Source organism: Escherichia sp. E13S3, from assembly GCF_004212325.1.
In the GTDB taxonomy this organism is placed as follows: domain Bacteria; phylum Pseudomonadota; class Gammaproteobacteria; order Enterobacterales; family Enterobacteriaceae; genus Escherichia.
This window is the reverse complement of the sequence record NZ_RHJR01000004.1, coordinates 49,166-70,179: the sequence shown is the minus strand read 5'-3', so window position 1 is coordinate 70,179 and position 21,014 is coordinate 49,166. Positions and strand designations below refer to the sequence as shown.

Here is a 21,014-nt window from a genome sequence, read left to right as displayed (position 1 = left end):
ACACACAGCACTGCCCCGTAGGCCGGATAAGGCGTTTACGCCGCATCCGGCATAAAAACACGCGCACTTTGTTACGGCTTCCCCCCCGGGAGGCCGTTTTTTTTGCCTTCATTCCTGTATTGGTTTTCATATTGTCGTTTTTGTGATCGTTATCTCGACATTTAAAAACAAATAATTTCATTATGTTTTGAAATCGAAAATAAACGATAGGATATGAAAATGTACGTGGTATCGACAAAGCAGATGCTAAACAACGCGCAGCGCGGCGGTTACGCGGTTCCTGCATTCAATATTCACAATCTCGAAACGATGCAAGTAGTGGTGGAAACCGCTGCCAACCTGCAGGCACCGGTCATTATCGCTGGAACGCCCGGTACATTTACTCATGCCGGTACAGAAAATCTGTTGGCGCTGGTCAGCGCGATGGCGAAGCAATATCACCATCCATTGGCGATTCACCTCGACCATCACACTAATTTTGAAGATATAGCTCAGAAAGTCCGCTCCGGCGTGCGCTCGGTGATGATTGACGCCTCGCATCTGCCTTATGCGCAAAATATTTCACGGGTCAAAGAAGTGGTGGATTTTTGCCATCGCTTTGATGTCAGCGTCGAAGCGGAGCTGGGGCAGCTGGGCGGCCAGGAAGATGATGTGCAAGTCAATGAAGCTGATGCGTTGTACACCAACCCCGTTCAGGCACGGGAATTTGCCGAGGTAACCGGGATTGATTCCCTGGCGGTTGCCATCGGCACGGCTCACGGTATGTACGCCAGCGCACCGGCGCTGGATTTTTCTCGACTGGAGAACATTCGCCAGTGGGTGAACTTACCGCTGGTGCTGCATGGCGCGTCAGGATTATCGACTAAGGATATTCGGCAAACCATCAAACTGGGGATATGCAAAATCAACGTTGCAACGGAGCTGAAAAATGCCTTCTCGCAGGCGTTAAAAAATTACCTGACCGAGCACCCCGAAGCGACCGATCCCCGGGATTATTTGCAGTCGGCTAAATCTGCAATGCGCGATGTGGTGAGCAAAGTGATTGCCGATTGTGGCTGCGAGGGCAGGGCATAACGCACCTGCCATTTAACAAGGAAAAAACATGAAAACGTTAATTGCCCGGCATAAAACTGGTGAACATATCGGCATATGTTCAGTCTGTTCTGCACATCCGTTGGTTATCGAAGCGGCGCTGGCATTTGATCGCAACAGCACGCGCAAAGTGCTGATTGAAGCAACGTCAAACCAGGTCAATCAATTTGGCGGTTATACCGGAATGACACCGGCGGACTTTCGCGAATTTGTTTTTGCGATTGCCGATAAAGTCGGATTTGCACGTGAGCGTATTATTCTCGGCGGCGACCATCTGGGGCCGAACTGCTGGCAGCAAGAAAATGCGGATGCGGCGATGGAAAAATCCGTCGAGCTGGTAAAGGCATATGTTCGTGCGGGATTCAGTAAAATTCACCTTGATGCGTCAATGTCCTGCGCGGGGGATCCCATACCGTTAGCGCCAGAAACGGTTGCGGAACGAGCTGCTGTGCTTTGCTTTGCTGCGGAAAGTGTGGCGACAGATTGCCAGCGTGAGCAACTGAGCTATGTCATTGGTACCGAAGTTCCGGTTCCGGGCGGTGAGGCCAGCGCCATTCAGTCAGTACACATCACCCAGGTTGAAGATGCCGCCAATACTTTACGTACGCATCAAAAGGCCTTTATTGCCCGTGGTCTGGCTGAGGCGTTAACACGCGTGATTGCCATTGTGGTGCAGCCAGGCGTGGAATTTGATCACAGCAATATTATCCATTATCAGCCGCAAGAAGCGCAGGCGCTGGCTGAATGGATAATCAACACCAAAATGGTTTATGAAGCACATTCTACCGATTATCAGACCCGGACGGCTTATCGGGAATTAGTGCGCGATCACTTTGCCATATTGAAAGTCGGCCCGGCATTAACCTTTGCTTTACGCGAGGCGATATTTTCGCTGGCGCAAATTGAAAAGGAACTTATCTCCCCCGAAAATCGCAGCGGTTGCCTGGAGGTAATTGAAGAAGTGATGTTCGACGAACCGCAGTACTGGAAGAAATATTATCGTACGGGTTTTAACGATTCATTATTGGATATTCGTTATAGTCTTTCGGATCGTATTCGTTATTACTGGCCGCATAACCGGATTAAACATAGCGTCGAAACGATGATGGCGAATCTGGAAGGTGTGGACATCCCACTGGGCATGATTAGTCAGTATCTTCCTAAGCAATTTGAACGCATTCAGTCCGGGGAATTATCAGCAATACCGCATCAGCTGATTATGGATAAAATTTATGATGTTTTGCGTGCCTATTGCTACGGCTGTGCGGAATAAGGACGGCATATGACAAAGCTCTTTGTTCGTAGCGGGATTTCTTTTGCCGATCGCAGTGAGGCACTGACCCATATCGGCAATGAAATGGTCGCGCAAGGTGTAGTTCATGACTCCTGGCCGCAGGCATTAATTGCCAGAGAGGCGGAATTTCCCACCGGGATAATGCTTGAGCAGCACGCCATTGCAATACCGCATTGTGAGGCGATTCATGCTAAGTCGTCAGCCATTTATCTGTTAAGGCCAACAAATAAAGTTCATTTTCAGCAAGCGGATGATGATAACGACGTGGCGGTATCGTTGGTTATTGCGTTGATTGTGGAAAATCCGCAGCAGCAATTGAAACTTTTACGCTGTTTATTTGGCAAGTTACAACAGCCCGATATTGTCGAGACACTAATCACTCTTCCTGAAACCCAGTTAAAGGAATACTTCACAAAGTATGTTTTAGATTCAGACGAATAAATCCCTCTGTAACAATAAAAAGGACTATTTATGAAACGCAAGATTATTGTCGCTTGCGGAGGCGCGGTTGCGACCTCTACGATGGCGGCGGAAGAAATTAAAGAGTTGTGTCAGAGTCATAATATTCCTGTTGAATTAATCCAGTGTCGGGTTAATGAAATAGAAACTTATATGGATGGCGTGCATTTGATATGCACCACTGCCAAAGTGGATCGTAGTTTTGGCGATATTCCGTTAGTTCACGGCATGCCTTTTATTTCTGGTGTCGGTATCGAAGCATTACAAAATAAAATTCTGACTATCTTACAGGGGTGACCTATGTTTTCAGAAGTCATGCGTTATATTCTCGACCTCGGCCCTACGGTGATGCTGCCGATTGTCATCATTATTTTTTCTAAAATATTAGGCATGAAGGCAGGCGATTGCTTTAAAGCGGGTCTGCATATCGGGATTGGCTTTGTGGGCATTGGCCTGGTGATTGGCTTAATGCTGGATTCCATTGGCCCGGCGGCGAAAGCGATGGCGGAAAATTTCGACCTGAATCTGCATGTGGTCGATGTCGGCTGGCCGGGATCATCTCCAATGACCTGGGCGTCGCAAATCGCGCTGGTGGCGATTCCGATTGCGATTCTGGTTAACGTGGCAATGCTACTGACCCGTATGACGCGGGTGGTGAATGTTGATATCTGGAATATCTGGCATATGACCTTCACCGGCGCGTTGCTGCATCTGGCAACCGGTTCATGGATGATAGGGATGGCGGGTGTGGTAATTCACGCGGCGTTTGTTTATAAGCTCGGCGACTGGTTTGCCCGCGATACCCGTGATTTCTTTGAGCTGGAAGGCATTGCTATTCCACACGGTACGTCGGCGTATCTGGGACCCATCGCGGTACTGGTGGATGCCATTATCGAGAAAATCCCTGGCGTTAACCGAATTAAATTTAGCGCCGACGATATTCAGCGCAAATTTGGTCCTTTTGGCGAACCTGTCACCGTGGGTTTTGTGATGGGGCTGATTATCGGCATACTCGCGGGTTACGATGTCAAAGGTGTATTGCAACTGGCGGTAAAAACGGCGGCAGTCATGCTGCTGATGCCACGGGTGATTAAACCCATCATGGATGGCTTAACACCTATTGCGAAGCAGGCTCGCAGCCGTTTGCAGGCGAAGTTCGGCGGTCAGGAGTTCCTGATTGGCCTTGATCCGGCATTGCTGCTGGGGCATACGGCGGTAGTATCGGCAAGCCTGATTTTTATCCCGCTCACCATTTTGATTGCTGTTTGTGTCCCAGGTAATCAGGTGCTGCCGTTTGGCGATCTTGCAACTATTGGCTTCTTTGTGGCGATGGCAGTCGCCGTGCATCGTGGAAACCTGTTCCGCACCTTAATCTCGGGCGTCATCATCATGAGCATCACCCTGTGGATTGCGACGCAAACTATTGGTCTGCACACTCAACTGGCTGCCAATGCGGGCGCATTAAAAGCCGGAGGTATGGTGGCTTCGATGGATCAGGGCGGTTCTCCCATTACCTGGTTATTGATTCAGGTTTTCTCCCCGCAAAATATTCCCGGTTTCATTATTATCGGCGCCATTTATCTCACCGGTATTTTCATGACCTGGCGTAGAGCGCGCGGCTTTACCAAACAAGAGAAAGCCGCTATCGCAGAATAATTTTTACCTGAGGGGGAGAATATCCCCCTTAACAACTCAGGAGTTTTTATGAAATCAGTGGTGAATGATACTGATGGTATCGTGCGCGTTGTAGAAAAACTTATTCCTGAAATTAATCATCAGGATGAGGTGCGGGTAAAAATTGCCAGCTCGGGGGTATGTGGTTCCGATTTGCCCAGAATTTTTAAAAATGGTGCACATTATTATCCAATAACGTTAGGCCATGAATTTAGTGGCTATATTGATGCGGTGGGAACCGGTGTTGATGATTTACAACCTGGCGATGCAGTTGCCTGTGTGCCGTTATTACCCTGTTTTAATTGCCCGGAGTGTCTGAAAGGGTTTTATTCCCAGTGTGCGAAATATGATTTTATTGGTTCGCGACGTGATGGCGGATTTTCCGAATATATTGTCGTTAAGCGAAAAAATGTTTTTCCACTACCCGCGGATATGCCTATTGAGGATGGTGCTTTTATTGAACCGATTACCGTTGGTCTGCATGCTTTCCATTTAGCGCAAGGTTGCGAGAATAAAAACGTTATTATTATTGGTGCCGGAACCATTGGCCTGCTGGCCATTCAGTGCGCTGTCGCGCTGGGGGCAAAGAGTGTGACGGCTATCGACATTAGCCCAGAAAAACTGGCACTGGCAAAATCCTTCGGCGCTATGCAAACATTTAACAGTAGCGAAATGAGCGCGGCGCAAATGCAGAGCGTTTTACGCGAACTGCGCTTCAACCAGCTTATCCTCGAGACAGCAGGCGTACCGCAAACCGTCGAACTGGGGGTGGAAATCGCCGGGCCTCACGCACAACTGGCACTGGTGGGAACGTTACATCAGGATCTGCATTTAACATCAGCGACATTTGGCAAAATATTGCGTAAAGAGCTGACGGTTATCGGCAGTTGGATGAACTACTCCAGCCCGTGGCCTGGGCAGGAGTGGGAAACGGCGAGCCGGTTGCTGACAGAACGTAAGTTAAGCCTGGAGCCATTAATCGCTCACCGTGGAAGCTTTGAAAGCTTCGCCCAGGCGGTGCGTGACATTGCTCGCAATACCATGCTGGGTAAAGTGTTGCTCATTCCCTGAAACCGTGGGCCAGCGTGATGCTGGCCCGGTATTGTGCAAAACAGATCATTCACCAATGGTCCCCCTTCGTTTACACTAGTCACAATTGAATATGGGTAAATGACGATGAATTCATTCGAGCGAAGGAATAAGATCATCCAATTAGTGAATGAACAGGGAACCGTGCTTGTTCAGGATCTGGCGGGAATATTTGCTGCATCGGAAGCGACAATTCGAGCCGATTTGCGCTTTCTCGAACAAAAAGGTGTGGTCACGCGCTTTCATGGCGGTGCGGCAAAAATAATGTCCGGTAATAGTGAAACCGAGGCGCAGGAAGTCGGGTTTAAAGAGCGATTTCAGTTAGCCAGCGCACCGAAAAACAGAATTGCGCAGGCGGCAGTAAAAATGATCCACGAAGGCATGACGGTTATCCTCGATAGCGGAAGTACGACAATGCTTATCGCTGAAGGGTTAATGACTGCTAAAAATATCACGGTGATCACCAATAGCCTTCCTGCTGCATTTGCCCTTTCTGAAAATAAAGACATCACTTTGGTGGTTTGTGGTGGTACGGTGCGCCATAAAACGCGATCTATGCATGGATCTATTGCTGAACGTTCCCTGCAGGATATTAATGCCGATTTAATGTTTGTGGGTGCTGATGGGATTGATGCGGTTAATGGTATTACGACCTTTAATGAAGGTTATTCCGTTAGCGGTGCTATGGTGACAGCGGCGAATAAAGTTATCGCAGTTCTCGACTCAACAAAATTTAACCGTCGTGGATTTAATCAGGTACTGCCAATCGAAAAAATCGATATTATTATTACCGATGATGCCGTATCAGAGGTCGATAAACTGGCATTGCAGAAGACTCGGGTGAAATTAATTACGGTGTAGTATTGTTCTGTAGGCCGGATAAGGTGTTTACACCGCATCCGGCATAACTGATTTTCCCTGATTCAAGAGAGAATAATTTGATTAACGCAATAACGGACAATCCGGTGGTAAACGACAACGCAGCGCCGCCGGAAGTATTTCAATATGAAAGTTTTGTCCACTCAACGGTTCGCCATCAAGATTAAAAGTGATTTCGTGTGGTGCTTGTATATCGAACCACGCCGAAGCGCCTTCGATAATATTCGGGTTATCTTCGTCAGATTTTAATGTGGATACGAGGGCCGGAAGAATTTCATCTCCGGTGAAAATACGCAACTGCAACAAGCCATCATTAATCAGCGCATTTGGGCACAACTGCTGACCGCCACCGGCCTGACGTCCGTTGCCAATACCAATGACCAGGGCGTCACCTTGCCAGTGAAAGTTTTCACCGCGGATTTCACAACGGTCCGGTTGCAATGTATCCATGCGCATTAAGCCATGAATGATGTAAGAGACTCCCCCCAGCGCGGCTTTTAATTTTTCCGGTGTTTCGGTGGTGATGCGCGTACCAAACCCGCCCGTTGCCATATTGATAAAACAGGTGTGCCTGTTAACCTGCGCCATATCAATTGCAATAGCGTTACCAGCAATCGCCAGTTTCAACGCCTTATCCAGCGCATCAGGGATCCCCACGCTGGTGGCGAAATCATTCGCTGTACCTAGCGGCAAAATCCCCAAAGCAGGAATGTCATCGCCTTCACACTGAATCAACGCCGTGGAGACTTCATTAATGGTGCCATCGCCACCGCCTGCTATCACCGTCGCGACGCCAAGTTGGCACGCTTCAGTCACAAAACGCGCGGCATCACCTTTCTCCCAGGTGACCCGTACATGGATCGTTATTCCTTCCTCACGCAACAGCATAATCGCCTCGCGCAATGTTTCATTGTCAGCACTTTTGCCGTTAAGAATCAGCAAACTGGCGGGAAAATCGGCCATCGTCGTATGCCTTTATTATTGATCTTTAGAAAGTGTAGAGCAGAAAAGAGAAGGTGGAGTCAGAACAGGATGAAAGTCGTGGTGCAAAAAAATAAGCCTGCGTAAGGGAGATTACACAGGCTAAGGAGGTGGTTCCTGGTACAGCTAGCATTTTATGGGTTATGTTTTTCAGCGAAACGGATGATAACCTTAATAAATGCAGCTGTATGTGATCGGTTTCTAAGAATTTTCTATCTGGGAAAAATACTTGAAATTAATCACTTGCCGTGCGGGTTACGCGTGGTTTCCCCAGAGAAATTACGCATCAGCAGCGCGTAGTTCAGTTCGAGATCCTGCGGGACCGGGATCCACACAGTATAACCATCGCCCGGCGCAACCGGCATCGCTTCGCCTTTGGCATTTTCCATATGCTCAAGGGTAAAGTTGATATTGCCCTGTGGAGTCATCAGCTCAAGGCTGTCGCCAACGGAGAATTTGTTTTTAACCGCTACCGCCGCGAGGTCGCCTTTACGCTCACCGGTAAACTCACCAACAAACTGCTGGCGGTCAGAAACGGAATAACCGTATTCGTAGTTCTGATAATCATCATGCGTATGGCGACGCAGGAAACCTTCGGTATAGCCGCGATGCGCCAGACCTTCCAGCGTCTCCAGCAGGCTGGTGTCGAACGGTTTGCCCGCAGCGGCATCATCGATAGCTTTACGATAAACCTGCGCGGTGCGTGCACAATAGTAGAAAGATTTGGTGCGGCCTTCGATTTTCAGCGAATGCACGCCCATTTTGGTCAGGCGTTCAACGTGTGCGATAGCGCGCAGATCTTTCGAGTTCATGATGTAAGTGCCGTGTTCGTCTTCAAACGCGGTCATATACTCACCCGGACGCTGGGCCTCTTCGATCATAAACACTTTGTCGGTTGGCGCGCCGATACCCAGCGTCGGTTCAACGTTTTGCACCGGAATCGGCTCGTATTTGTGTACGATGTTGCCGACGTCATCTTCTTTACCTTCCTGGACGTTGTACTCCCAGCGGCAGGCGTTGGTGCAGGTGCCCTGGTTCGGGTCGCGTTTGTTGATATAGCCAGAGAGCAGGCAGCGACCGGAGTAGGCCATGCACAGTGCGCCGTGAACGAAGATTTCGAGCTCCATATCTGGCACCTGATTGCGGATCTCTTCAATCTCTTCCAGTGATAGTTCACGGGAGAGGATCACGCGGGTCAGGCCCATTTGCTGCCAGAATTTTACCGTCGCCCAGTTTACGGCGTTAGCCTGCACGGAAAGGTGGATCGGCATTTCAGGGAAGTGCTCACGCACCAGCATAATCAGCCCAGGATCGGACATAATCAGCGCATCCGGCCCCATTTCCACTACCGGTTTCAGGTCACGGATAAAGGTTTTCAGCTTAGCGTTGTGCGGCGCAATGTTGACCACGACATAAAACTTTTTCCCCAGCGCATGGGCTTCATTGATGCCGAGCTGAAGATTTTCGTGGTTGAATTCGTTGTTGCGCACACGCAGGGAGTAACGCGGCTGGCCCGCATAAACAGCATCTGCGCCATAAGCGAAAGCGTAACGCATATTTTTCAGCGTTCCCGCCGGGGAAAGGAGTTCCGGTTTAAACATAATTCTCTCGTTCTGATGACAGGTCAGATCCGCTTCACCTGATGAAGCGGTTAGGGGAGTGTCCCCACTTTAAGGGCGGGCATTGTAGCGCAATCGGTGGGGTTGGCTCCAGTGCAAATGTCTGGTCGTCTTCTGGTTTTGGTAAGGATGCGAATAACGATAATTTCTTCGGCACTTGCAGGAAATAAATAACGTGGCGTTCAAAAAGAAGAATAAAAATTCTTTCATCTAATATGAAACTTATCCTCCCATTATTTTAATGGCGAGGATTGATCCTTAGCATCAATAAGCCAGTGTTTATTAGAAATAAAGCCAGGCGCGTCATCCGCGCCCGGCACAATGATTAAGTCTTATCTTTCACCGTCTGGCTTACGCCATTGGTTTTTACAGAGGCAATTCCGACTTCGCGTGATTGAGCGGTAGCATACATCTGGCTGGAGCCAATTATCTGATGATTGGCAGCTTTCAGATTGAAATAAAACTTGCCGTTGCTCGCCGTCTTTTTCTCATAGCGTTCATCCTGCGGACTGTTGCTTTGTACCGAGGCGATGCCCTTTTCCGCAGAGGCTTTTGAGGCATACAATTCGCTTGTGAGAATGATTTCTCCGTTTCCCGCTTTTAACACAAAACGGAACTGATTATCACTGCTCTTATTAAGTTCAAACCAACCAGCCATATTGACTCCTTGCTTGAAATTGCGTATCGAAAACAGTATGTAACGATTTAAGTATGGGTGATATTCAGGTGGTTGCCAATCAGGGGAATACCCTCTAATGCATGGGGGAGATTACTGATAAATATGCTGAAATCTGAATACGAGCACGGCTTTATCCCTCTCTTTTTCAGAGAGGGTAATAATACTCAGTGGGCGACGGAACGGTTCGCGTTGTAGTTTGAGACTGCCATTAAAAGGAACAGGCTAAACAATACGGCAGGCGTCAGCTTCCCAACGGTAACCGACACCGTAAACGGCACGGATAAATGACTGCTCGGCGTCGAGAGATTCCAGCTTGCGACGCAGGTTTTTAATGTGGCTGTCGATAGTTCGGTCGGTTACCACGCGGTAGTCGTCGTAAAGATGATTGAGCAATTGCTCGCGGGAGAATACTTTACCCGGTTCATGGGAGAGCGTTTTCAGCAGACGAAATTCCGCAGGCGTCAGGTCAAGCATTTTGCCACGCCATGAAGCCTGAAAACGACCTTCGTCGATAATCAACGGATTTTCGGCATCCTGTTGCTGCAACTCGCGCTGCGGTTTGCAGCGGCGCAAAATGGTTTTGACGCGCGCCACTACTTCACGCGGGCTGTACGGCTTGCAGATATAGTCATCAGCACCAATTTCCAGCCCCAGCAGGCGATCGATCTCTTCGATTTTCGCCGTCACCATCACAATTGGGACATCGGAAAAACGACGAATTTCCCGGCACAGCGTCAGACCATCGGTGCCTGGCAACATCAGATCCAACAGGATCAGATCCGGCGGCGTCTGGCGCACGTACGGCAGTACCTGATCGCCGTGGCTGATAAGTATTGGCGCGTAGCTCGCGGCACGCAGATAATCAATGAGCAACTGCCCCAGCTTGGGTTCATCTTCCACGATTAAAATGCGTGGCGTGTTTTCGTCGATGGGTAACTCGGTCATGCTTCTCCCTGTAAATCTCGTTCCAGCGGTAACTCTACTGTAATGCTTAGCCCGCCAAAAGGCGAATGGGCGGCAAGAATGCGGCCATTATGCGCTTCAACGATGTTAACGCAAATCGCCAGCCCCAGCCCGGAACCGCCGCTGGCACGGTTGCGGGAACCTTCTGTGCGATAAAAACGCTCAAACAGTTTTTGCAGCTGATCATCACTGACGCCCGGCGCGCTGTCGGCAAAGGTCAGGCGCACCGTTTTGTCGTGCTGCTCGGCAGAGATTTTCAGGCTGCCGCCGCTGTCGGTGTAGCGCAGGCTGTTTTCAAGTAAGTTATTGAATAACTGCATTAAACGGTCGCGATCGCCAAATACGGTAATGCTGTCTGGCAGGGAAAATTGCAGTTTCAGGCCACGGCTGGCGAATCGTTCGCGAAATGCGCCGCCCGCCACTTCCAGCAGTGGGATCAAATCTACCGGTGCTTTTTGATAGGCGAGAGCGCCTTCATCAGACATCGACAACTGATGGAGATCGTCAACCAGTTTGGTCAGTGTGCCGACCTCCGCCTGTAAAGACGCCACCGTCTCCGGCGTGAATTTACGCACGCCATCCTGAATAGCTTCCAGTTCACCGCGCAGCACCGCTAATGGCGTACGCAGTTCGTGAGAAATATCGGCCATAAAATCGCGGCGCATTTGCTGGTTTTTCTCCAGCGTGCTGGCGAGCTGGTTGAAGTCTTGTGCCAGTTTCCCCAGTTCATCTTCGCTGGTGGGCGTCACGCGAGTGGTGAAATCGCCCGCCGCCAGTTTGTGCGTGCCGTCAACTAACCGTTTTACCGGTGCCAGCAAACCGCGTGCTAGTGGAAATGTCGCCAGCGCCGCTAATAAAGTAGATAACGCCACAATCAGCCAGCTGGTTTGCCGCTGTTGCTTGTCAAAATTGATATCGGTATTGCGCGTCAGGCGCTCAACGGGGGAAGCGATCACCGCGCCGACTTCCACACCATTGACCAGAATGGGCCGCCGTGTGCCGTCCGGTGGAATGGGGGCGCGTGGGCCAACCAGCACTTTGTTATTTTGATCGACCACCCAGAACTGGGTACGCCAGCCGTGTGGTGGCATACCGGGGCCGGGCTTATCGTCGTTGCTATCGTGTTCAAGCGAACGCAGGATCTGAAATACGAAGCGATCGTTATTACGCAGAAAGCGCCAGTTACCGTGCTGGGCGTATTGCTCGCCAAGCGCGTCGCCAAGCATTTGCAGCCGTTGCTCATTACCATGCTTGATGTAATCAATAAAACCACGCTCAAAACTAATACGTACCGCCCAGTGCATTGTGATCAGCAAGACGATGCAGGTGGCGAAGATTGCCAGAAAAAGTTTGCCGGTAATACCGGGCCGCCAGAACTTCATTCAGTGCTCCTTTTGCGCCGCGAAATAGCTACATTTTGATGCGTATCGTTCGGCACTCTGGCAAAGATGAACACCGGAAGGGCGATAAGAAACGCCATACTAAGCCAGGTGTACATAAAGACAGTTTGTGTGGTGCCGCTGTCGACGCTGACATACTGTGAACCAAAAAGCCCCAGCAACAGCCCAGCGATGGTGACCCCGATACTCATCGACAATTGCATAATCATCGACAGCAGACTGTTGCCGCTGCTCGCCAGATTGTCCGGGAGATCTTTCAGCGTCAGGGTGTTCATGGAGGAGAAACGCGTCGAGTTGACCATTCCTTGTAAAAACAGGACGAACGGTAAAACGTAGTACCAGCCCAGCAGAGCGGTAGTCATAAACAACAGGGTGACCAGCGACAGACCCAGTGTGGTCGCTACCAGTACCCGACGATAACCAAAGCGATTCACCACCTGTACCACAATTCGCTTCATTCCCATGCTGCCAAGCACCATCGGGATCATCATCAGTCCGGCATGAAAAGGCGAGAAACCGAGGCCAATTTGCAGGAAAACCGGCGTCATAAAGGGCAACATGCCGCTACCGATACGTCCGGCAAAGCTCCCCGCCAGGCCCAGCGAAAAGGTACGAGTGCGGAACAGTTTCAGACTGAAAAGAGCGCGATGGTTATTTCTGGCGTGCAGCAGATAAAGCACCAGTGCCGCCACGCCAACCGCTACCAGCACGGCGATGGTTAGCGGCGACAGTCCTGTACCTTTACTGCCGTCCAGCGCCAGCGTTAATACCGCCATGCCAACCGCCAGCAACAGAAAGCCGGAGAGATCGAAGCGCCGCGTCTGCATGGTGTAGTTCGGCATTAACATCAGTGTGGCGATCGCACCGATAATTCCCACTGGAATGTTGATCAAAAAGATCCAGTGCCACGACGCGTACTCCACCAGCAGGCCGCCGAGCGCCGGACCCAATAGTGGGCCGACCTGACCGGGCAGAGTGACAAAGGTCATCGCCGCCATATATTGCTCGCGCGGTACGATTTTCATCACCGTCAATCTGCCGACCGGCACCATCATCGCACCGCCAACGCCCTGTAACGCGCGTGCCAGCAACAGTTCGTTCAGCGTGCCGGAAAGCGCGCAAAACAGTGAACCGAGAGTAAACAGCACGATGGCGGTAAAGAAAATATTGCGCACGCCGACTTTGTCCGCCAGCCAGCCGCTGGCAGGCAACATCACCGCCACGGTCAGCACATAAGAGACAATGACCATGTGCATATGTAGCGGACTTTCCCCGAGGCTTTGCGCCATTGAGGGAAGGGCGGTGTTTACGATGGTGGTGTCCAGCGACTGCATAAAGAAGCCGAAAGCCACAATCCACAATTGCCAGCGGGTGCTGTCGGGAAGATCTGTCATTTACTCGGTTACCGTTTGTTTAGGTTTACGCGAAAAACGCAGCCGCAGACGGTCGAAAAAGAGATACACCACCGGCGTGGTATACAGCGTCAGAAGCTGGCTCATTACCAGACCGCCGACAATGGTGATCCCCAGGGGTTGCCGCAGTTCCGAGCCGTCACCGCCCGACAATACCAGCGGCAGCGCGCCAAACAGCGCCGCCAGGGTAGTCATCATAATCGGGCGAAAACGCAGCAGACAGGCCTGGAAAATAGCTTCCTGCGGCGTCAGGTTACCGTGCCGTTGGGCTTCAAGCGCAAAATCGACCATCATAATGGCGTTTTTCTTCACGATGCCGATTAATAGCATGATCCCTATCAGGGCGATTAGGCTGAACGGGGCATTGAACAGCTCCAGCGCCAGCAGCGCTCCAACGCCCGCCGAGGGCAGGGTGGAGAGAATCGTCAGCGGGTGCACGTAGCTCTCGTACAACATTCCCAGCACGATATACACCGTGGCGATGGCGGCGATAATCAGGATCACCTGTGAGTTCATCGTCTCCTGGAACACCTGCGCTGTTCCGGCAAAACTGCCGCGCACGGTCGAAGGCACACCAAGCTGGGTCATTGCGCGATCGATCGCCGCACTGGCGTCCGAGAGCGATTTTCCGGTCGGCAGGTTGAACGAGATGGTCGAAGCTGCCGATAATCCCTGATGATTCACCGACAGCGGAGCGTTCGCCGGTTGCCATTTAGCGAAATACGACAGCGGGATCGCTTTGCCTTCGTTATTGATAACGAACATTTTTTCCAGCGCGCTGATGTCCTGGGTATAGCGCGGATCCACTTCCATCACCACTTTGTATTGGTTCATCGGCTGGTAAATGGTCGAGATTTGCCGCTGACCGAAGGCGTTATTTAACAGACTGTTGGCAGCCTGCACGTCGATTCCCAGCCGCGCCATGGTGTCGCGGTCGTAAACCAGATTCATCTCCGCGCCGTTGTCCTGCTGATCGGAGTTCACGTCCGCCAGTTCAGGCAACGTCGCCAGTTTTTTGCGGATTTTCGGCTCCCATTCGCGCAGTGCCGCCAGGTCGTCGGATAACAACGTGTACTGGTAACTGGCGTTCGACTGACGTCCGCCAACGCGAATATCCTGTACCGCCATCAGGAACAGATTCGCTCCTGGCTCTTTCGCCAGCTTCACGCGCAAACGGTCGATAATTTGCTGCGCCGTTTCGCTGCGTTCATCGCGTGGCTTGAGGGTGATAAACATCATCCCGCTGTTCACTCGCGAACCGCCGGTAAATCCGGTGACATTATCCACTGCCGGATCGTCACGGATAATTTTCATGAAATCCTGCAACTTACCGCGCATCGCCTGAAACGAAATACTCTGATCCGCCTGTATCCCGCCCATCAACACGCCGGTGTCCTGCTCAGGGAAGAAGGTTTTCGGGATCGAGATATACAGCCAGATATTGAGCGCGATAGTACCAAGCAGCACCACGCCCACCAGACGGGTATGATTGAGCACCCATTTCAGCGACTTGCCGTAGCCTTGTTGCAGGGCAACGAACATGCGACCAAAACCACGCAGTCGCTTTTGCTCGCGCGGCTTGCTGGCTTTTAGCATCCAGCCGCACATCATCGGCGTTAGCGTCAGAGAAACCAGCAACGAAATACCAATGGCGACAGAAAGCGTCACGGCAAACTCGCGTAACAGGCGACCCGGCAATCCGCCCATCAACAGCAGCGGCAGGAACACCGCCACCAGTGACAGACTCATCGACAGCACCGTAAAACCGACTTCGCGAGTACCTTGTAGCGCGGCCTGTAGCGGTTTCATCCCCGCTTCCAGATGACGGGCAATGTTTTCCAGCACCACGATGGCGTCATCCACCACGAACCCAGTAGCAATGGTGAGCGCCATTAACGACAGGTTATTGAGACTGAATCCGCACAGGTACATCGCCGCAAACGTACCAATCAGCGAAACCGGCACGGCAACGGCGGGAATAATAGTGGCGCGACCCGAGCGCAGGAATAAAAAGACCACCAGAATCACCAGCGCCACCGAGATAATCAGCGTTTGCTCGACTTCTTCCAGCGAGGCGCGAATGGAGGGGGAGCGATCCTGGGCAATTTGCAGATCAATTGCCGCCGGAATGGTCTCCTGCAACTCCGGTAATTTTGCCCGGATGCTGTCAACCGTCTGGATAATATTGGCTTCCGGCAGCTTGCGGATCATCAGCAAAATAGCCGGTTTGGCGTTGGTCATCCCGGCGTTGCGCACATCCTGCACTGAGTCGGTCACCGTCGCCACATCGCCCAGACGAACCGCGCCGCCGTTGTTGTAATGAATAATCAACGGCTGATATTCGGCGGCGGTTTTCAGTTCATCGTTAGTCTGGATCTGCCAGCGATGGGTATCATCTTCCAGCGCCCCCTGCGGTTTACGCACGTTGGCATTGCTGATGGCGGTGCGAACATCGTCCAGCGAGACTCCCTGATTAAACAGCGCCTGCGGATTCAGCCCCACGCGCACGGCGGGCAGTGAGCTGCCGCCGACATCGACATCACCGACACCGTCGATTTGCGCAATCGTCGGAGCCAGCTGCGTCGAGGCGAAATCGTACAGTTCACCCTGCGAATAAGTATCGGATGTCAGCGTCAGGATCATAATTGGCGCATCCGACGGGTTCGCTTTGCGATAGGTCGGACGGCTTGGCATCCCGCTGGGCAGCAAACTTTGCGCGGCGTTGATCGCCGCTTGCACATCGCGCGCCGCGCCGTTGATATCCCGGTCAAAATCAAACTGCAAAATAATGCGCGTGCTGCCGAGCGAACTGCTGGAGGTCATTTCACTAACCCCGGCAATGCGCCCAAGTGAGCGCTCCAGCGGTGTGGCAACGGAAGACGCCATTGTTTCTGGTGACGCACCGGGCAGCGAGGCGCTGACCATAATCACCGGAAAATCGACCTGCGGCAGCGGGGCGACCGGCAGCATACGGAAACCCAGTATGCCGCACAGGGTAATGGCAACCGACAGTAAAATCGTCGCCACCGGGCGGTAAATGAAGAGGGCAAAAAACTTCACTTACGCCTCCTCTTCATGACGAGCAAAGCGGCTTTTGGTCCACAATGCCAGGCGGTCGAACAGCAGATAAATCACCGGCGTGGTAAACAGTGTCAGCACCTGGCTGACAACCAGACCGCCGACCATGCCGATACCTAACGGACGACGCAGTTCCGCGCCGACCCCGGTACTCAACATCAGCGGCAGCGCGCCAAGCAGAGCCGCCAGAGTGGTCATCAGGATTGGACGAAAACGCAGCAGACAAGCCTGGTAAATAGCATCGCGCGGCGACATGCCTTGCTCGCGCTCAGCAGCCAGCGCGAAGTCGATCATCATGATGGCGTTCTTCTTCACAATACCGATCAGCAAAATAATGCCGATAATCGCAATCACATCCAGTTCGCTACCGGCAATCATTAATGCCAGCAGCGCGCCGACCCCTGCGGTGGGTAGCGTCGAGAGAATGGTGATCGGGTGAATAAAGCTCTCGTACAGAATGCCGAGCACGATATACATCGCCACCACCGCCGCGACAATCAGCCAGACAGTGCTGCCCAGCGCCGACTGGAAGGCGAGGGTGCTGCCCTGGAACTGCGTGGTGATATCCACCGGTAGATTCAGCGTCTTTTCGGTGTCCATAATCGCCTGCACCGCATCGCCCAGCGAATAGTTATCCGGCACGTTAAAGGAGATGGTCGTTACCGGGAACTGATCCAGATGGTTGATGGATAGCGGCGCAAAACGCTGCTCAATTTTAGCAATTGAGCTTAGCGGCACCACGCCGCCGTCGCTGCTGGTCAGGCGAATGGTATCCAGCGCCGCAAGCCCTGGAGTATTTTCGGTGTTGTGCTCCAGCACTACGCGATACTGGTTAGCCTGAGTATAAATAGTGGAAATCAGTCGCTGACCAAACGCGTTGTACAGGGCGTTATCGACATCCGCCATGCTGATCCCCAGACGGCTGGCGCTGTCGCGATCAACATTGACATACGCCACCAGCCCTTTGTCCTGCCAGTCGCTGGAGACATCGGAAAGCTGTGGCAGCTGCTGGAGTTTTTCCATCAACTGTGGCACCCAGGTACTGAGCGCATCCAGTGACGTGGCCTGCAAGGTAAACTGGTACTGGGTGCGGCTGACCTGAGTATCGATGGTCAGGTCCTGCGTTGGTTGCAGGAAGAGATCGACGCCCGGTACTTTATCCACCGCCGTTTGCAGACGGGCGATGACTTTTTGCACCCGATCATCACGTTCATCCAACGGTTTGAGGTTGATCTGTAAACGCGCACTGTTCAGCGACGGGTTAGTGCCATCAACGCCAACAAACGAGGTCAGGCTTTGCACCGCCGGATCCTGCAAAATCACATCCGCGACCTGGCGTTGCCGCTGGGCCATATTGGCAAAGGAGCTGGATTGCGGCGCCTGCAAAGTGCCCTGAATAATGCCGTTGTCCTGTACCGGGAAGAAGCCTTTCGGAATGAACACCCACAGCAGCACGCTAAGCAGCAGCGTGCTGAGCGCCACGCTTAAGGTCAGCCACGGATGATTCAGCACTTTCGCCAGTCCACGACCATAGGCGGCGATTATCCCGTCGAACATTTTTTCCGAGGCACGGGAGAAGCGGTTCTGTTTACGCAACGACTCCTGGCTGAGCATCCGCGCGCACATCATCGGTGTCAGGGTCAGCGACACCACGGCTGAGATCAAAATCGCGACTGCCAGAGTAATGGCAAATTCGCGGAACAGTCGCCCGACGATATCGCCCATAAACAGCAGGGGGATCAACACCGCAATCAGTGAGAAGGTCAGCGAGATAATGGTAAAGCCGATTTCACCCGCGCCCTTGAGCGCCGCCGTCAACGGTTTTTCGCCTTTTTCGATATAGCGGGAAATATTTTCGATCACCACGATAGCGTCATCGACCACGAATCCGGTGGCGATAGTTAACGCCATCAGCGTCAGGTTATTGATTGAAAAATCGAGAAACACCATGACCGCGAAGGTGCCGATTAACGACAGCGGCACCGCGACGCCGGGAATGATGGTCGCCGGAATATTGCGCAAAAACAGGTAGATAATCATTACTACCAGCGCGATAGCCATCATCAGCTCAAACTGGGTATCGTTGACCGATGCGCGGATATTGGTGGTACGGTCAGAAAGTACCGTCACCTTCACCGATTTCGGCAGACTCTCGGTGAGCTGTGGCAGCATCTGCCGGATGCTGTCGGCGGTGGAGATAATGTTAGCACCGGGCTGGCGCTGAACATTCATCACAATGGCCTGTTCTTTGTTCGCCCACGCGCCGAGCCAGCTGTTTTCTGCACCTTGCTCTACAGTTGCGACATCGCCCAGACGAATCGGCGCGCCGTTCTGGTAGGCGATGATTAGCTGGCGATACTCTTCGGCGGATTGCATCTGGTCGTTAGCGGAAAGCGTGACCGCACGGGAAGGGCCGTCGAGGCTACCTTTTGCCGAGTTAACGTTAGCGCCGGTAATGGCGGTTCGCACGGTTTCGCTGGTCAGGCCGAGTGCGGCAATCGCCTGGGCGTTAAGTTTGACGCGAACAGCCGGACGCTGACCGCCGGAAAGTGTCACCAGGCCGACGCCGGAAATCTGCGAGATTTTCTGCGCGACGCGGGTTTCCACCATATCTTCCACCTGGGTCATCGGCATGGCGGTTGAGGTGACGGCGAGCGTCATGATCGGCGGATCTGCCGGGTTCACTTTGCTGTAAACCGGCGGGTTAGGCAGATCGCTCGGCAACAGGTTAGTGGCGGCGTTAATCGCGGCCTGCACTTCCTGCTCGGCGACATCCAACGGCAATGTTAGCTGGAACTGCAAAGTGATAACCGACGCACCGCCGGAACTTTGCGATGACATTTGTTTCAGGCCGGACATCTGCCCGAACTGGCGTTCGAGCGGCGCGGTGACGGCAGAGGTCATCACATCCGGGCTGGCGCCAGGGTAGAGTGTAACCACCTGAATAGTCGGATAATCCACTTCCGGCAGTGCCGAAACGGGCAGGGCGCGATAACCGATAATCCCGGCGAGTAAGATCGCCACCATCAGCAGCGTGGTGGCGACAGGACGCATAATAAACAGGCGCGACGGGCCGCCTGTGCTGCTCGGGGGTAACACCTGCATCAGGAGCGTGCTCCTTTTTTCGCGTATTCGCGGCTGGTGGCTTTCTCTTCCGGAGTAGTGGCGCTCTGGGCTTCCACGACTTCCACTTTCGCCCCTTCGGTCAGGCGATCAATGCCATCCGTCACTACGCGATCGCCTGCAGAAATACCTGCGCGGATCACCACTTTCTGACTGTCCTGAATGCCCGGCGTCACCAGATGTTTGCTGACTTTGTTTTCGCTATTCAGTACCCAGACAAAATGGCCTTCGTTGCCCATTTGCAGGGCGGCGGTGGGGATCACCACGGCGTTTTGTTCGGTGTCGACTAACATGCGCGCGTTAACAAACTGATTAGGAAACAGCGCATCATCCTGATTATTAAAGCGTGCTTTCACTTTAATCGTACCGGTAGTGGCATCGATTTGGTTATCGAGACTTAACAGCGTGCCTTCACTTAATTTCTTCGAGTTGGTGCGATCCCAGGCTTCAACCACCAGCGGTTTTCCGGCTTTTTGTGCCTGCACAACGGTAGCGATATCGCTTTCCGGCAGGGTAAAGACTAAATCGATAGGATGTGTCTGGGTGATCACCACAATCCCGGTGGTGTCGCCACTGGAGATTTGGTTACCAACATCAACCTGCTTGAGACCAACGCGGCCATCGACTGGTGCGGTAATACGGCTCCAGTCGAGTTGCAGCTGTGCGCTGGCGACGCTTGCTTCATCGGCTTTAATGGTGCCTTCGGTTTCACTGACCAGCGCCTGTTGAGCATCCAGCTCCTGGCGGGAGACGAGATTAGTTTTTGCCAGTTGTTGATAACGCGCCAGGTCACGGCGGGCGTTGGCAAGCGTGGCTTTATCTTTTGCCAGTTGGCCCTGGGCTTGTGCTAATGCAACTTTGAACTGGCTGGGGTCAATTTCTGCCAGCAAATCGCCTGCTTTGACCTGCTGGCCTTCCTGGAAATGTAACGCCATCAGTTGACCATCTACGCGACTGCGCACCGTAACGGTGTTAGCAGCGGTAATCGTACCAAGCCCGGTGAGGTAACGCGGAACTGCCTGTTCTACGGCGGTCGCCGCCTGAACCGGGGCTAATGGGCCGGAACGCATACCACGGCGACCACTCGCAGGTGGATGTTGCGCTTGTTTCGTCGCACCTGGGGCTGCGCTCTGGGATTCATTGCGGCCTTGCCAGAACCAGAATGCGGCGATGGCGGCGATAACCACCACGATTACGATTACCCAACGGGATTTATAACTGCCTTTCATCGTTAAGAGTTTCTCTTCCTGAAACGTTTCGCGGAATGATACT

General features: G+C 52.5%; 16 protein-coding genes. 7 read left to right on the top strand and 9 right to left on the bottom strand.

Going from position 1 to position 21,014, the window contains the following annotated elements; genetic code table 11:
• Positions 1 to 219 precede the first annotated feature (219 nt).
• The 7 genes from gatY to D9597_RS05650 all read left to right on the top strand — a co-directional run bounded on the left by gatY (position 220) and on the right by D9597_RS05650 (position 6,469).
• A complete protein-coding gene (gatY, locus tag D9597_RS05680) occupies positions 220 to 1,074 on the top strand; it encodes a tagatose-bisphosphate aldolase subunit GatY (protein WP_130222026.1) in 855 nt (284 codons plus the stop codon).
• Between the two features lie 28 nt (positions 1,075 to 1,102).
• A complete protein-coding gene (gene gatZ / locus D9597_RS05675) occupies positions 1,103 to 2,365 on the top strand; it encodes a tagatose-bisphosphate aldolase subunit GatZ (RefSeq protein ID WP_130221845.1) in 1,263 nt (420 codons plus the stop codon).
• A gap of 9 nt (positions 2,366 to 2,374) precedes the next feature.
• Positions 2,375 to 2,827: a PTS galactitol transporter subunit IIA gene (gene gatA / locus D9597_RS05670; RefSeq protein ID WP_130221844.1), complete on the top strand. Its 453-nt coding sequence runs from the start codon at positions 2,375 to 2,377 to the stop codon at positions 2,825 to 2,827.
• 30 nt (positions 2,828 to 2,857) lie between these two features.
• A complete protein-coding gene (gatB, locus tag D9597_RS05665) occupies positions 2,858 to 3,142 on the top strand; it encodes a PTS galactitol transporter subunit IIB (protein ID WP_033805236.1) in 285 nt (94 codons plus the stop codon).
• A 3-nt stretch (positions 3,143 to 3,145) separates the two neighbouring features.
• On the top strand, positions 3,146 to 4,501 hold the full coding sequence (locus tag D9597_RS05660; RefSeq protein ID WP_130219344.1) for a PTS galactitol transporter subunit IIC: 1,356 nt from the start codon (positions 3,146 to 3,148) through the stop codon (positions 4,499 to 4,501).
• Positions 4,502 to 4,549: 48 nt separating this feature from the next.
• Positions 4,550 to 5,590: a galactitol-1-phosphate 5-dehydrogenase gene (gene gatD, locus D9597_RS05655; RefSeq protein WP_130221843.1), complete on the top strand. Its 1,041-nt coding sequence runs from the start codon at positions 4,550 to 4,552 to the stop codon at positions 5,588 to 5,590.
• Positions 5,591 to 5,695: 105 nt separating this feature from the next.
• Positions 5,696 to 6,469, top strand: coding sequence for a DeoR/GlpR family DNA-binding transcription regulator (locus D9597_RS05650; RefSeq protein ID WP_205712905.1), 774 nt, complete (start codon positions 5,696 to 5,698; stop codon positions 6,467 to 6,469).
• Between the two features lie 81 nt (positions 6,470 to 6,550).
• On the opposite strand, the gene yegS is transcribed toward D9597_RS05650, so the two are convergent.
• From yegS to mdtA, 9 genes are all read right to left on the bottom strand, one after another.
• Positions 6,551 to 7,450: a lipid kinase YegS gene (yegS, locus tag D9597_RS05645; RefSeq protein WP_130221841.1), complete on the bottom strand. Its 900-nt coding sequence runs from the start codon at positions 7,448 to 7,450 to the stop codon at positions 6,551 to 6,553.
• A gap of 257 nt (positions 7,451 to 7,707) precedes the next feature.
• Positions 7,708 to 9,069: a tRNA 5-hydroxyuridine modification protein YegQ gene (gene yegQ / locus D9597_RS05640; protein ID WP_000476028.1), complete on the bottom strand. Its 1,362-nt coding sequence runs from the start codon at positions 9,067 to 9,069 to the stop codon at positions 7,708 to 7,710.
• Positions 9,070 to 9,412: 343 nt separating this feature from the next.
• Positions 9,413 to 9,745, bottom strand: coding sequence for a YegP family protein (locus tag D9597_RS05635; protein WP_130206970.1), 333 nt, complete (start codon positions 9,743 to 9,745; stop codon positions 9,413 to 9,415).
• A gap of 243 nt (positions 9,746 to 9,988) precedes the next feature.
• On the bottom strand, positions 9,989 to 10,711 hold the full coding sequence (gene baeR, locus D9597_RS05630; protein WP_130206968.1) for a two-component system response regulator BaeR: 723 nt from the start codon (positions 10,709 to 10,711) through the stop codon (positions 9,989 to 9,991).
• Entirely contained in the window at positions 10,708 to 12,111 is a 1,404-nt protein-coding gene (gene baeS, locus D9597_RS05625; RefSeq protein WP_130219356.1) for a two-component system sensor histidine kinase BaeS, read from the bottom strand. Before baeS ends, baeR begins: the two co-directional genes overlap by 4 nt.
• Positions 12,108 to 13,523 carry an MFS transporter gene (locus D9597_RS05620; protein ID WP_130221840.1) on the bottom strand — a complete coding sequence of 472 codons (1,416 nt, stop codon included), beginning with the start codon at positions 13,521 to 13,523 and terminating at the stop codon, positions 12,108 to 12,110. The genes baeS and D9597_RS05620 overlap by 4 nt, the downstream gene beginning before the upstream one ends.
• A complete protein-coding gene (mdtC, locus tag D9597_RS05615; protein ID WP_130221839.1) occupies positions 13,524 to 16,601 on the bottom strand; it encodes a multidrug efflux RND transporter permease subunit MdtC in 3,078 nt (1,025 codons plus the stop codon).
• A complete protein-coding gene (gene mdtB / locus D9597_RS05610; protein WP_130221838.1) occupies positions 16,602 to 19,724 on the bottom strand; it encodes a multidrug efflux RND transporter permease subunit MdtB in 3,123 nt (1,040 codons plus the stop codon).
• On the bottom strand, positions 19,724 to 20,971 hold the full coding sequence (mdtA, locus tag D9597_RS05605) for a multidrug efflux RND transporter subunit MdtA (protein WP_130221837.1): 1,248 nt from the start codon (positions 20,969 to 20,971) through the stop codon (positions 19,724 to 19,726). The genes mdtB and mdtA overlap by 1 nt, the downstream gene beginning before the upstream one ends.
• Positions 20,972 to 21,014 lie beyond the last annotated feature (43 nt).

Bases quoted from the DNA above. Each gene is read 5' to 3' on its own strand.
- gatY (WP_130222026.1), top strand. From the start codon at position 220: ATGTACGTGGTATCGACAAAGCAGATGCTAAACAACGCGCAGCGCGGC.
- gatZ (WP_130221845.1), top strand. From the start codon at position 1,103: ATGAAAACGTTAATTGCCCGGCATAAAACTGGTGAACATATCGGCATA.
- gatA (WP_130221844.1), top strand. From the start codon at position 2,375: ATGACAAAGCTCTTTGTTCGTAGCGGGATTTCTTTTGCCGATCGCAGT.
- gatB (WP_033805236.1), top strand. From the start codon at position 2,858: ATGAAACGCAAGATTATTGTCGCTTGCGGAGGCGCGGTTGCGACCTCT.
- D9597_RS05660 (WP_130219344.1), top strand. From the start codon at position 3,146: ATGTTTTCAGAAGTCATGCGTTATATTCTCGACCTCGGCCCTACGGTG.
- gatD (WP_130221843.1), top strand. From the start codon at position 4,550: ATGAAATCAGTGGTGAATGATACTGATGGTATCGTGCGCGTTGTAGAA.
- D9597_RS05650 (WP_205712905.1), top strand. From the start codon at position 5,696: ATGAATTCATTCGAGCGAAGGAATAAGATCATCCAATTAGTGAATGAA.
- yegS (WP_130221841.1), bottom strand. From the start codon at position 7,450: ATGGCCGATTTTCCCGCCAGTTTGCTGATTCTTAACGGCAAAAGTGCT.
- yegQ (WP_000476028.1), bottom strand. From the start codon at position 9,069: ATGTTTAAACCGGAACTCCTTTCCCCGGCGGGAACGCTGAAAAATATG.
- D9597_RS05635 (WP_130206970.1), bottom strand. From the start codon at position 9,745: ATGGCTGGTTGGTTTGAACTTAATAAGAGCAGTGATAATCAGTTCCGT.
- baeR (WP_130206968.1), bottom strand. From the start codon at position 10,711: ATGACCGAGTTACCCATCGACGAAAACACGCCACGCATTTTAATCGTG.
- baeS (WP_130219356.1), bottom strand. From the start codon at position 12,111: ATGAAGTTCTGGCGGCCCGGTATTACCGGCAAACTTTTTCTGGCAATC.
- D9597_RS05620 (WP_130221840.1), bottom strand. From the start codon at position 13,523: ATGACAGATCTTCCCGACAGCACCCGCTGGCAATTGTGGATTGTGGCT.
- mdtB (WP_130221838.1), bottom strand. From the start codon at position 19,724: ATGCAGGTGTTACCCCCGAGCAGCACAGGCGGCCCGTCGCGCCTGTTT.
- mdtA (WP_130221837.1), bottom strand. From the start codon at position 20,971: ATGAAAGGCAGTTATAAATCCCGTTGGGTAATCGTAATCGTGGTGGTT.